The sequence below is a fragment of the Sphingobacterium bovistauri genome (genome assembly GCF_020295405.1).
In the GTDB taxonomy this organism is placed as follows: Bacteria; Bacteroidota; Bacteroidia; order Sphingobacteriales; family Sphingobacteriaceae; genus Sphingobacterium; species Sphingobacterium bovistauri.
In genome coordinates this window covers 1-13,752 of the sequence record NZ_JADEYP010000013.1, presented here as the reverse complement: position 1 = coordinate 13,752, position 13,752 = coordinate 1, and the positions used below count along the sequence as shown (strand labels likewise).

The 13,752-nt window shown below is 36.6% G+C and carries 8 protein-coding genes; all 8 read left to right on the top strand.

The genetic code is table 11. The annotated features are described in order from the left end of the window. Positions 1 to 129: 129 nt before the first annotated feature. Positions 130 to 3,357, top strand: a complete 3,228-nt coding sequence (locus IPZ78_RS08375; RefSeq protein WP_225552629.1) for a SusC/RagA family TonB-linked outer membrane protein — start codon at positions 130 to 132, stop codon at positions 3,355 to 3,357. A 17-nt stretch (positions 3,358 to 3,374) separates the two neighbouring features. After that, the gene (locus tag IPZ78_RS08370) at positions 3,375 to 5,060 is read left to right on the top strand and encodes a RagB/SusD family nutrient uptake outer membrane protein (RefSeq protein WP_225552627.1); all 1,686 of its coding nucleotides are present in this window, start codon (positions 3,375 to 3,377) and stop codon (positions 5,058 to 5,060) included. An 18-nt stretch (positions 5,061 to 5,078) separates the two neighbouring features. Continuing rightward, positions 5,079 to 6,320 (top strand): glycan-binding surface protein, encoded by a 1,242-nt coding sequence (locus IPZ78_RS08365; protein ID WP_225552625.1) that lies wholly within the window; start codon positions 5,079 to 5,081, stop codon positions 6,318 to 6,320. 24 nt (positions 6,321 to 6,344) lie between these two features. Beyond that, entirely contained in the window at positions 6,345 to 8,444 is a 2,100-nt protein-coding gene (locus tag IPZ78_RS08360) for a glycan-binding surface protein (RefSeq protein ID WP_225552623.1), read from the top strand. Positions 8,445 to 8,508: 64 nt separating this feature from the next. After that, the gene (locus IPZ78_RS08355; protein WP_225552621.1) at positions 8,509 to 9,873 is read left to right on the top strand and encodes a glycosyl hydrolase; all 1,365 of its coding nucleotides are present in this window, start codon (positions 8,509 to 8,511) and stop codon (positions 9,871 to 9,873) included. An 8-nt stretch (positions 9,874 to 9,881) separates the two neighbouring features. Beyond that, entirely contained in the window at positions 9,882 to 10,877 is a 996-nt protein-coding gene (locus IPZ78_RS08350; RefSeq protein WP_225552619.1) for a glycoside hydrolase family 5 protein, read from the top strand. 96 nt (positions 10,878 to 10,973) lie between these two features. Continuing rightward, positions 10,974 to 12,143, top strand: coding sequence for a glycoside hydrolase family 130 protein (locus IPZ78_RS08345; RefSeq protein WP_317197574.1), 1,170 nt, complete (start codon positions 10,974 to 10,976; stop codon positions 12,141 to 12,143). Between the two features lie 21 nt (positions 12,144 to 12,164). Then, complete coding sequence (locus IPZ78_RS08340; RefSeq protein ID WP_225552616.1) at positions 12,165 to 13,565, top strand: MFS transporter; 1,401 nt, start codon at positions 12,165 to 12,167, stop codon at positions 13,563 to 13,565. Positions 13,566 to 13,752: the final 187 nt, after the last annotated feature.

Here is a 13,752-nt window from a genome sequence, read left to right as displayed (position 1 = left end):
AAGACCCTTCTTGACTTTCGATTGAAAGTGGTGTGCTGATATTTGACAAAGAATAAATTAGACAATTATAACTGAAATACTTAATGAAAATATCAAATTGATATTTTCTGCCAATCTAAACATTTATTTATGAATAAATTGTACTACTTATTGTTGATTTTTTTGGTGCTTCCATTTCAATCAAAGGCTCAAACTATGCAGGTCACGGGGAAGGTCTCAAACATAGATGGAGGTGAAACGTTATCAGGGGTATCCGTAAAAGTTAAAGGCACCGGAAGCAGTGTTTTTTCCAATCAAAACGGTCAATATACTTTGACGACTACTCGTGGAAGTACGCTTGTATTTTCCTATGTCGGGATGATTACTAAAGAAGTTTTAGTGACCAATGCTGTTCTCAATGTTGAACTTTCTTCTAGTGAAAATACGTTAGAAGAAGTTGTAGCTATTGGGTATGGTACTGTCAAAAAAAGTGATGTTTCGGGAGCTTCCGTCACATTAGGCGAAGAAAAGCTTAAAGGTTCGGTGATTACGAATTTGGATCAAGCATTGCAAGGTAGAGCAGCTGGAGTTGCTACGGTATCTACTTCGGGTGCCCCAGGATCTTCTGTCTCTGTACGGGTGAGGGGACAAGCGACCATCAACTCTAAAGCTGAGCCATTGTATGTTATTGACGGTGTTATTATTCAGGGAGGAGGAACTAACGGACACGATTTTGGTATAGGCGACGCATTGGGAAATGGTACTGCTTCTACAATTTCACCGCTTTCAACCATTAATCCCGCCGATATTTTATCAATGGAAATATTGAAAGATGCTTCTGCTACAGCTATTTATGGTGCGCAGGGTGCAAATGGTGTGGTTTTGATAACAACTAAGAGAGGTCGTGCTGGTCAGGCTAAATTCAGCTATGAGGGCATGTCTGCTCTTCAAAATCAGATTGGTAGACTGAATATGATGAATTTGAGGGAATTTGCTCAGTTTAGCAATGATATGGCTGGCGAGGTTAATTCTCGAGATAATCGACCTGAGTTTTTAGATCCTTCTTTATTAGGTGAGGGGACGAATTGGCAGGAAGCGATCTTTCAGAAAGGATTGATGCAACAGCATCAATTAGCTGCACAAGGTGGTACAGAATCTGTAAAATATTATGTATCGGGCTCTTATATGGATCAAGAAGGTACAGTAATCGGAACTAATTTCAACAGGTATGCATTTCGATCTAATCTTGATGCACAATTAAAAAGTTGGTTTAAATTGGGTACTAATGTGATGTATTCATCTACTGATGAGCGTCTCAATTTGGTAGATAGTGATCAGGGGATTGTGAAATTTTCTTTAATGACTCCTCCTGATATCCCTATTTATGATATTGATGGAAATTATGCCAGTGTTGTACGGGAAGGATATACCACATTGAATCCAATAGCGAAAGCATTAAGTGATGATATCTTGTTAGCTCGTACCAAATTGAATGGTAGCATATTCGCTGATTTAACCATTTTGAAAAATTTGGTTTGGCACACAGAGTTAGGCTTTGATATTGGTGGTTCGAGAGCTGAACTGTTTGAGCCTACTCTGAAATTGGGAAATTGGAATAGAACAATAAATTCAAGTGCTTGGCAACGAAATAACAATAAATTTTGGCAGTTAAAGAACTATTTGACCTATACCAAAACATTTGGCAAATCGCATAATTTGAATGCAATGATTGGGCAAGAAGCTTGGGAATCATCGTATGAACACATGCGAATCAGTGCAACAAACTTACCGTCGAATGATGTGAAAAATCCGCGATTAGGTATAGATCCACAGATTAATTCAGGATTTGGTAGTTCGGCTATGTCGTCTTTTTTTGGACGTTTTATGTACAATTATGCTGACCGTTATATGGCGACTTATACTTATCGTCGTGACGGATCTTCAAATTTTGGTCCTAAAAATAGATGGGCTAATTTCCAATCTTTTGCAGCATCATGGCGTTTTACGAATGAAGAAATCTTTAAATCTGACAATTCTATCCTGTCCGATGGTAAGATTCGAGTAGGTTGGGGGCAAACAGGGAATTCAAACATTGGCTCTTATTTGTGGGGATCAAGTATATCAACGATGCCAACAGGCTTAGGTCCAGGTTATAGACAATCGAATATTGCTAATCCTTACATTCAATGGGAGACACAAGAACAGTGGAACTTCGGGTTAGATTTATCTTTTTGGAATGGTCGTGTGAATTTGACGGCAGATGCATATGATAAAACTTCCAATGATATGTTGATGTCATTGCAATTACCATCCTATATGGGTACAAGGGGAAATGCATCTTCTGCATTAGCGTCACCTATGGGAAATTATGGGTCCATCAATAACAAGGGATTAGAGTTTGCATTGAACACTAAGAATCTAAAGGGAGATTTCCAATGGAGTACAGATTTTCAGATTAGTTTTAATAAAAATAAATTAGTGGCATTAGATGGTACAGCTTCAGCACATATCGAGGGATATGGACAATGGAGTGATGTTGTAACTGTGACGAAAGTCGGAGAGCCGTTATATAATTTTTACGGCTATCAAGTGATAGGTGTATACAGAAACCTGGAGGATTTGCAAAATTCTCCAAAAGCAGAAAAATATCCATCCAATGGTGTATTTAATCGAAGTAATACAACCTGGGTAGGGGATTTGAAATATGCTGATTTGAGTGGTCCTGATGGTGTACCCGATGGTGTAATAAATACATATGACCGAACAAATATTGGTTCACCAATGCCAAAATTTACTTTTGGATTTAATAATACCTTTAATTATAAGAATTTCGATTTAAATATCTTTTTAAACGGAACTTATGGCAATAAAGTAATGAATTATGCTTCTAATGATTTATCCGATATGACAAGCGGTTGGAATAATCAATTAAGTATAGTAAATGATCGTGCTTTATTGGAGCAAATTAATCCTTCAAAAACCTATCCTTCGACAGTCAATGGAGTGACTGTAAATAATTGGTTTGAGGATATTTCGAATTTGCAGGTGAAAAATCCTGATACAAAGATTCCTCGAGCAATACATAATGATCCGAATGATAATGATCGCATCAGTGATCGCTATATTGAAGATGGTTCGTATTTACGTGTCAGAAATATAGCATTGGGATATACACTACCTAAATCGCTAATTCAAAAATGGAAAGTTGATCAAGTACGTCTGTATATAAATGTCCAAAATTTACACACCTTCACTGCATATAAAGGTTATGATCCTGAGATCGGCGTAAGTACAGCAAGTCCTAATGTGTATGGCTTGGATAACGGTCGTTATCCATCACCTAGAGTTTATTCAGCAGGTATTAATCTATCATTCTAACACCAACTATGAAACTCATGAAAAAATTAATATATACTACAAAATTTTTGTTGATCACCTGGTTTTCAATTTTTGTAACATCTTGTGGAGATTTTTTAGAACGGCCTACAATTGATAGTTATACGATTGATATTTTTTATCAGACAGATGAACAATGTTATCAATCCGTAAATCCTATTTACAATTCTCCATGGTACGACTTTCAACGTGGCTTCTTCAAAGTAGGAGAGGTGTTGTCCGGCAATTATTACTGGGGGTCGTCACCATATATGACATTTACGATTAATTCGACGGATCAAGATTTGGTGAATATGTCCGCATCACTTTGGTCTGTAAATGCATATTGCAATGGAATTATTGAAAATGTTGATATGAAATCAGGTCCCAATGTATCTGATTTGGCGAAAAAGACAGTCAAAGGGGAGGCATTAGTATGGAAAGCTATGACTTATTTTTATTTAGTAAGAACCTTTGGGGCAGTTCCAATAATTCATAGAAATTCGGAAGAGATATCTTCAGGTAATTATAACAGTTTTTATAAAGCACCTGTGGAAGACATATATAGCTATATCATAATGACATTGGAGCAGGCTATTGAATGGCTACCTTCTAAAAATCGTGACGGTCGCATAGATAAATATTCAGCTTATGGCTTACTATCTAAGGTTTACTTGACAAAATCTGGATATGGACAAAGTGGTGTTCGAGATCAAGGTGACCTGGATAAGGCTGCGGAGTATGCATTAAAAGTTATTGATGAAAGTGGTAGAACATTACTACCTGTGTATTCCGATATTTTCAGATTGAAAAATAATTTTTCTTCCGAAAGTTTATTAGCATGGCACTGGGTAGTATCCAATAATTGGACATCTCAAAATACATTGCAATCGGATTTGGCACTGACAGGGTTTTCGGAATTTGGAGATAGTTGGGGTGACTGGAATGGCCCATCTGCTGACTTGCAAGAAGCTTTTGGTGAGACACCACTCTCATTAACTCGCAACAATACTGATCGCCGTCGCAAAGCTACTATGATGATGTATTCGGATAAATACGAATATTTTTGGGCAGATAAGGGAGGTTTTGATTATTCGGACTTCAGTATCAATACTACAGGCGAATTTAGATCTCCTACAGGATCTAATAGTGTTAAGAATATTGTCGGTAATAATAATGATCATGTACTGGGAACAGGTACTAGTATGGCCAATATGGCTACTAGTCTGAGCACGCATCTTTTGCGACTTGCGGATGTTTACTTGATTTATGCAGAAGCTGTTTTAGGAAATGGCAATTCTACTACAAATGCTAAAGGATTAGAGTGCTACAATAAAGTACGAGCACGAGCAGGTTTTACAGCGATACGTACGAGTTATACTTGGCGTGATATCTGGATCGAGCGGAGATTAGAGTTGGCATGTGAAGGTGACCGTTGGTACGATTATGTACGTTGGCACTATTATGCTCCTCAAGCTGCCATAGCTGAATTAAAATCTCAGAAACGCGGAGCATTTATTGGTTTGGACGATTTTTATCAAACAGGTGTTTTGAATCCAGCAAATACGCGCTATGATGGAACGGCTCCAATTCCTAATATCACTGATGCACATTTTTCATTACCATTTCCAGATACAGATTTGTCAATGAATCCAAATCTTTTGAAAGATCCAGTGAAGTTTGATTTTAGCACAATTAGTTATTAATCTAAAACTTAGAAATAAATGAGAACAAAATATAAAATATTGAATGGGCTGATTTGTACGCTAGTTCTATTTAGTTTGATCACATTAGAATCCTGTAAAAAGGACGATCAGAGATTTCAATTAACAGAAGGTTCACCAGATATTCGTTATGTAAGAATGCCGGATGCTAATGTGAGTGATTCGTTATTGACTAGTGCATTCTTAGGGAATAGTATTGCTATTGTTGGGGAAAATCTTACTTCGGTGTCTGAGGTATGGTTCAATGACCAAAAGGGTATTTTGAATACCAGTTTGATTACCGATAATGTTATCATAATTTCTGTACCCAAAGAAATTCCATCATTGGTTACAGATAAGATCTACTTTATTAATAAGTCTAAAGCGGATACTTTAGGATATGATTTTAATATACTTGTTCCTAAACCTGCTGTTGTGGAAATGCTATGTGAATACGTAAATGCGGGAGATGTAGCCACTATACGTGGTAATTATTTTTTGCCAGTATCAGGTTCAGAAACTCCGACAGTCATATTTACTCCAAATATCAAGGCAACACAGGTTGTATCACATTCTCCGACGGAGATAAAAGTTGTAGTACCAGCAGGAGCGACAGAGGGACCTATAGCCGTGGAATCAAGATATGGATCTACTCGCTCTACTTTCCATTTTCGAGATACACGGGGGATGATTACTAATTATGATGCAGATTTCCCAATTGTAAACAGCTGGGGAAGGACTGGACGATTGGAAGAAGATCCTGCGTATATATTATCCGGCAAATATCTGAAACTGTCAGGTTCATTTACTAGTCCAGGCGAATGGACTGCTGGTAGCGAAAGTGAGGCATTGAGTCATTATTGGGGAAATGAGAATGGACATACAGGTAATATATTTACCATCGATCCAGCGACCGCTGTAATGAAGTTCGAAGCTAATGTACCAGCGAAGTGGAGCGCCATAGGATTGTCATTTATTTTTGCGGGTGCAGGGGCTACCAACGGACCTTTGTATGAAGATGCTAAGCCAAGAGGCATTTGGATGCCTTGGCGTAATACAGGAGACTATCAAACAGATGGTTGGGTTACTGTTTCTATACCTATTTCAGAATTTAAATATAATGGAGCAGGTACAGCTTTGGCTGAAATTCCTGCAGGGTTCGACAACCTTAACATTTTCTTAGCTAATAGAGGATTACCCTATGTTGGTACAGACTGTAATCCAGTTATTTTGATAGACAATTTGCGTGTAGTGCCACAATAGGTGATTTATTTAATGAATAAAGATATGTTACATACTATAAAGAATGGTTTATCGACTAAACTATTTGTATTTATTCTTATTGCAGTTAGTTTGTTTTCTGCCTGTGAGAAAGATGAAGTAAGTGTCGATACTGTCCAATTGGAAGTATTTGGTCCTTCACCAGTATTGAGGGGGGGCGAAATAAAATTTATTGGAAAAAATTTGGATAAGATTACATCTGTTCAGCTTGCCCAAGGGTTAGAAATTACGGATATTCAACGTGTTAGTAGTGAGGAGATTCGTATTCAGATTCCTCAAGATGCAGTGCCTGGACCTATAACATTAAAATATCCTGACGGTGAGATATTTACAAAGACTCCTTTGACTTTTTCTGAACCGATTGTTATTAACAAAGTTAGTCCAGCTGTTGTCAAAGCTGGAGATATAATGACTATCGAAGGCGATTACCTCAATCTTATCAATGAAGTAATCTTTACGCAAGATGCGGTAGTAGCTTTTGCTGATTTCAAATCTCGCACGAGAGGTAAAATTGAAGTGGTTGTTCCGAAAGAGGCTAAATCTGGAAAAATTAGTATTTCAAATGGTGCCGAAATTCCAATTGTTATTTTCTCCGAAACAGAATTAAATGTAACGTTACCTACGTTAACATCTGTTGCTCCTAATCCAGTCAAACCAGAACAGGAGTTAACAATTAAGGGATCGAATTTTCAGTTGGTAGAAAGTATTCTATTCTCTGATAATATCACTTCATCAACATTTGCAGTCAACGAATCACATACAGAAATCAAGGTTTCAGTTCCTGAAATGGTAAAAGAGGGGGTGATAAAATTAATAGCATTCTCTGGTGTTGAAGTAGAGTCCACAGTGTTAAAATTAATTAGCCCTGCAATAACTGAGGTAACTCCAAATCCTATTAAAAATGGGACTTCATTAAAAATAGAAGGCACGCATTTGGATTTAGTAACATCTATTGTGTTTGCTGGAGATGTAGAAGGTAGTATTACTGAGAAAAAGGAGAATTCGATTCTTGTTACTGTACCATTAAATGCGAAATCAGGGGTAATGACCTTGAATACTAATTCAGGAAAAACTGTTACAGCGCAGGTAAATACGATCTTGCCAACCATCTCATCTTTTAGCCCTACGACACTCATGGCTGGAGAACAAATTACAATAACAGGTACTAATTTGGATTTGGTGCGCAGTATCGTGTTTGGAGGTAATCAAATTGTAAGTAATGTTGTAGCAAATTCACCAACTACTATTCGTATCAATATTCCTATGACCGCAGAATCGGGGGTGATAAAGTTGATTACGTCTAATAGTTCAGAGGTAATTTCGAGTACTAGTTTGACTGTTACATCTCCTAATATCCCAGTTATTACAAAGATTACAAGTCCAGTCAAACCAGGTGATCTACTTCGAATTGAAGGTACGAAGTTACATTTAGTCGAAAGTATTTATTTCCAAAATAATGTTAAAGCAACTCAATATGTATCACGAAGCGAGACATTGATTCAAGTGTATGTACCAGCGAATGCTGCAAAAGGCAATGTCACGTTGAGATTGATGACCTTTGATAATAAAGAAGTGGTTTCTACTACTTTTGTGATATCTGGAACAGATCCTGTTGTAGATCAAAGTTATGTTTTCTATGATTTTGATGGCAAAAACTCGTGGTGGGGAAGTTTTGGAGCTATGGAGAATCAATCTAGCTTATCGATGAGCGGAAGTTATTTTAGAATTAATCAAAATCTTCCTGCTGGTTGGGCTGATTTCTTCTGGAGAAATAGTCAAAATGATTTTAAAACATCGGGTGTGACAGTAGCTGAATGGGCAATAAAGATGGATGTAAATGTATTGGGAAATACAACTCAAGAATTCAAATTTAGACTGAATGGATCTGATGGAGATTTTTGGGCAATTATTCCAGGATTTCAAAATAAGGGAGGATGGTATACCGTAACCATACCGTTGACAAATTTTAAAGATGGTAACGGAACAGGGACCAAGCAATTGCCAAGTGTACAAAATATTACGCAAGATTTCGGTCTAGCGACTAACGGTGAAGCTGGTTTTGTTAATATGTGTATTGATAATGTTCGTTTTGAAAAGATTAAATAAATAATTAAGCGAGAGGAATAGGAAACTCTATTCCTCTGCTTATTGATAGTAATATCCTATGCTAATGAGATTATTTGTTTTAATCCTAATTGTGTTTAATCAGTTGTCAATATTTGGCTGTTCAAGTTCTGAATCAATTGATGATAGACAGATTGGTACAAGACCACTGTTCATTCAATCATCGATACAGAGTGGTGCACAAGATGTCTCGTTTGGGGCTCAAACTATTACTTTGGTTTTTGATCAAAATATTGTTTTGGCCAACAATGACGCAATAACATTAAATGGCGACAAATTGTCGAATGTAGTAGCAGCATTCAAAGATTTAAAAATAACTGTTCCACTATTAAAATCTACTTCTTACACATTAAAAATAGCTAATAATGCCATAAAGGGACCAACGGGATTATTTGCCGACGCTATCACTGTCTCATTCCAAACAAAGGAAGGCACAGATCAATCTGTAAAGTCAAAATTAGTTGTATCAAGCGCATCTCCTCAAGCGGAAAAATTGTATGGTTTTTTGAGAGAAAATTTTGGAAAGAAAACATTGACAGGGGCAATGGCAAATGTCAGTTGGAATACAAATGAAGCAGAATGGATTTTCAAGCATACAGGTAAATATCCAGCACTAAATGGGTTTGATATATTGCATTTATACGCTTCTCCAGCTAGCTGGATTAATTATAGTGACACCAAAGTATTAGAAAATTGGTGGAATGCTAATGGAGTAGTTACGTTGATGTGGCATTGGAATGTGCCCGCTACTAATGGAAGTTCAGATTATAAATTCTATACCAAGGAAACTTCTTTTGATATATCGAAAGCGGTAGAAGAAGGTACGTATGAAAATGGGATCATTAAAGCTGATCTGGATAAGGCAGCTGATGTATTGGTTTTATTAAAAAATAAAAATATACCAATATTATGGAGACCGTTGCATGAGGCTGCAGGAAAATGGTTCTGGTGGGGAGCGAAAGATGCTGTATCTTATCGTAAATTGTGGGTTTTAATGTTTGACTATTTTCAGTCGAAAGGATTGAATAATCTAATATGGGTATGGACTAGTGAAACCAATGATAAGGAATGGTATCCAGGTGACGCTTATGTTGATATTGTAAGTTGTGACCTGTATAATAGAGTGGATAACAATACCATTCTTACAGTATATAATTACTTGAGATCTAATTATTCTGATAAGATTATCACATTGAGTGAATTTGGTTCGATTTCAGATTTTACGTCTCAATGGAATAGTGGAATATATTGGTCTTGGCTAATGCCTTGGTACGATTACAATAGGACGTTGGAAACGAATAGTGCCAATTTTGATGAACCCAACCATCAACATGCTAATATCAATTACTGGAAAAAAATTATGGCAAGCGACAATGTGTTGACAAGAGATCAATTGCCAAATCTTAAATAATCTACCTTATGAAATCTAAACTGCGCTATTTAGTTATTATCACAACATTAGCATTACTAAATTCTCTTGCTTTAGCAAATTGTTCGAAAGTATATAATGAGGAGCCTCTGGTAAATTTTGTAGAAAGAAATGGACGTCTATCGGTACAAGGAACAAAGCTTGTGAATCAAAAAGGAGAAGAGATCATGCTACGTGGAGTGAGTTTAAGTTGGCATAACTGGTGGCCTCGTTTTTATAATAAAGAAACAATAGGATGGCTCAATAAGGATTGGAACTGTAATTTGGTAAGGGCTGCGATAGGGGTGGAACCAGATGGTGCTTTGTTGAAAAATCCTGAATTTGCATATGAAAAATTATATACAGTCATCGATGCGGCTATTCAAAATGGTATGTATGTAATTGTTGATTGGCATAGTCACCATATATATACGGATGATGCAATGACATTTTTTAGTAAAGTAGCCACCAAGTACAAAAATGTGCCTAACATACTTTATGAAATATATAATGAACCGGAACGAGATAGCTGGGAAGAGGTGAAAAAATACGCTGAAACTATTATTCAATCAATTCGCAGTATCGATTCATCTGCGGTTATTTTGGTCGGAAATCCACATTGGTGTCAAGACATTCATTTGGTGGCAGATGACCCAATACGTGGACAGCAGAATATTATGTATACAGTACATTTCTACGCCGCTACTCATAAGCAGTTTTTGCGAGATAGAATAAAATATGCATTGAACAAACAGATCCCAATTTTTGTTTCTGAATGTGCAGGAATGGAGGCCACAGGTAATGGATTTCTTGACGTTAAGGAATGGTCAATTTGGCAACAATTCATGACGGAGAGAAAGATATCATGGGTAGCATGGTCACTGTCTGATAAAAATGAAACCTGTTCTATGATTAAAGATACTAATTCGCCTCATATGAATTGGCAGGAGGCAGACTTGAAGCCGTGGGGAACATTGATTAGAAATTCACTTAAAAACATAAAGTAGGCTTTAAATAGAGTATTATATGCTTGCTGTGGATTACACATGGCTGGGTATTCTTATGTCTAAAAATCTTAGATTATTTATAAAAAATAAATCGAAATGGAAGACTTGTTTCAATGGAGGCTAACCGAATTGGAGAGAGCGTATGAGCTTCTTATGCAGCAAAAAAACAAACCTTTATTACCCGGAAACGGAATTTTCGAAAGGTATAAATACCCAATTATCACAGCTAACCATACCCCTCTACATTGGCGATATGATTTAGATAGGAAAAGAAATCCATATTTAATGGAAAGATTCGGTATTAATAGCACATTTAATTCAGGAGCTATTAAATGGATGGGTAACTATCTACTAGTTGTTCGTGTAGAAGGCAATGATCGAAAATCATTCTTTGCAATTGCTGAAAGTGAAAATGGAATTGATGGCTTTCAATTTTGGCAATATCCTATCAATATACCAGAGACAGATGATCCAGATGTCAATGTGTATGATATGAGGTTGACACTACACGAGGATGGTTGGGTGTACGGTATATTTTGCACCGAAAGGAGGGATCATGGATCTCCAGCCGGAGATTTGTCCTCTGCAATTGCCTCTGCAGGGATTGTTCGTACTAAAGATCTTATACATTGGGAGCGATTAGCAGACATTAAGTCTAGGAGTCAGCAACGTAATGTCGTATTGCATCCTGAATATGTTGATGGTAAGTATGCTCTATATACAAGACCACAAGATGGATTCATCGAAGCAGGCAATGGTGCTGGCATAGGATGGTCATTAGTAGATTCTTTAGAAAATATAGATATTCATGGGGAGGTTATTATTAATCATAGATGTTATCATACTATTAAAGAATTAAAAAATGGGGAAGGACCAACTCCCTTAAGGACAGCAATGGGCTGGTTGCATTTGGCACATGGGGTGCGGTCTTGTGCAGCAGGATTACGCTATGTGTTATATTTATACTTGACAAATTTAGAAAAGCCATACGAAATAATTGCTGAGCCTGGCGGATATTTTATGGCTCCTGAGGGTGATGAGCGTATAGGGGATGTATCAAATGTTCTTTTTTGTAACGGTTGGATTGCAGATGCCGATGGTAAAGTTTATATTTACTATGCATCTAGCGATACTCGTATGCATGTTGCTGTTTCTTCCATAGATCGTTTGTTGGACTATTGTCTCCATACTGCGGCAGATGGATTTCGATCAGCTACTACCGTACGACAAGTAAACCAATTGATTTCAGGAAACCTGAATCAATAGTTTACAGACCAATAAAACAAAATGAGAATGATTTCTGATCAAGTAAGCCTAAAAGAAAAAATAGGTTATGGATTTGGTGACGCCGCGTCTTCTATGTTCTGGAAGTTGTTTGGGATGTACCTTATGTTTTTTTATACCGATGTATTTGGTATGGAAGCTAAGGTCGTCGGAACTATGTTTTTTGTCACCCGTGTTTGGGATTCTTTTTTGGATCCTATTGTAGGAATCATCGCCGATCGTACAAAATCTAAATGGGGAAAATTTAGACCTTATTTACTATATGCAGCTTTTCCTTTTGGCGTAATAGGTGTGTTTACATTTTATACGCCGTCATTTGGTGATTCGGGCAAAATTATATATGCCTATCTGACCTATTCACTGATGATGATCGTTTACTCTTTCATCAATGTGCCTTATGCAGCGTTGTTGGGGGTTATGAGTGCTTCTCCAAAGGTTCGGAACGTATTAGCTACATACAGAATGTCGTTTGCATATTTAGGTAGCTTCGTGACTTTGTTACTCTTTAATCCCTTAGTTAGTTATTTTGCAAATAATAATTTGTCAGGAAACGACCAAGAATATGGTTGGAGGATTGCAGTAATGGTGATTGCTTTTATCAGTGTTCTGTTATTTATTCTGTGTTTCTTATGGACGAAGGAAAGAGTTTTTTCGGATTCAGATCATACAGGCGCGTTGAAAGAGGATCTTAAAAATCTACTTCGTAATAAACCTTGGTGGATACTAACTGGGGCTGGAATTTTTACATTAGCATTTAATTCAGTTAGAGATGGTGCTGCATTGTATTATTTCAAATATTATGTAGAAGAGGGATCTTATAATCAGATACAAATTTTTCAAATTCCTTTTGTGCTTAGCGGTCTCTATTTTTCTTTAGGTCAGTTGGCAAATTTACTTGGGGTAATTCTTGCAGCTCCAATATGCAATCAGATAGGTAAGAAAAATACATTTATGATTAGTATGGTTGTCGCTTGTATGGCGAGTATAGTTTTTTATTGGATACCTAATCATGGTGTTTTTGAAATATTTATCTTACAACTAATTATCAGTTTCTGTGCTGGTTCAGTTTTTCCATTGTTATGGTCAATGTATGCTGATTGTGTAGATTATTCTGAAATAAGAACAGGAAGGCGTGCTACTGGATTAATTTTTAGTTCTTCGTCAATGAGTCAAAAATTAGGTTGGGCTTTTGGGTCAGCTTTGACAGGATGGTTGTTAGGTTATTATGGTTTTCAGGCTAATCAAGCACAAAGTGTAGAAACACTAAGTGGAATTCGGATGTTTCTTAGTTTCTTTCCAGCTATTGGTGCCTTTGTATCTGCGGTCTTTATATTCTTTTATCCATTAAATGAAAACCGAGTAAATCGAATAACACAATTATTGAATAGAAAGAATTCTATTTGAGAAGACAGTCAATATATAATAAAACAACAAAGAAGCTGTCCAAAAAGGGCAGCTTCTTTGTTTTATTTCGATTTTTAAGAAAACTTCTAATTGTTAAGCTGCATACTTGGATACAGAGGATATTTTGGATATTTTGTAATTATTGACAGTTTTGGATTCTGTTTTATTGCTAATAGAAGAGTTTATA

What these genes read in the sequence shown, in the direction of transcription:
- IPZ78_RS08375 (WP_225552629.1), top strand. Translation starts at nt 130, where the DNA reads ATGAATAAATTGTACTACTTATTGTTGATTTTTTTGGTGCTTCCATTT.
- IPZ78_RS08370 (WP_225552627.1), top strand. Translation starts at nt 3,375, where the DNA reads ATGAAAAAATTAATATATACTACAAAATTTTTGTTGATCACCTGGTTT.
- IPZ78_RS08365 (WP_225552625.1), top strand. Translation starts at nt 5,079, where the DNA reads ATGAGAACAAAATATAAAATATTGAATGGGCTGATTTGTACGCTAGTT.
- IPZ78_RS08360 (WP_225552623.1), top strand. Translation starts at nt 6,345, where the DNA reads ATGTTACATACTATAAAGAATGGTTTATCGACTAAACTATTTGTATTT.
- IPZ78_RS08355 (WP_225552621.1), top strand. Translation starts at nt 8,509, where the DNA reads ATGAGATTATTTGTTTTAATCCTAATTGTGTTTAATCAGTTGTCAATA.
- IPZ78_RS08350 (WP_225552619.1), top strand. Translation starts at nt 9,882, where the DNA reads ATGAAATCTAAACTGCGCTATTTAGTTATTATCACAACATTAGCATTA.
- IPZ78_RS08345 (WP_317197574.1), top strand. Translation starts at nt 10,974, where the DNA reads ATGGAAGACTTGTTTCAATGGAGGCTAACCGAATTGGAGAGAGCGTAT.
- IPZ78_RS08340 (WP_225552616.1), top strand. Translation starts at nt 12,165, where the DNA reads ATGAGAATGATTTCTGATCAAGTAAGCCTAAAAGAAAAAATAGGTTAT.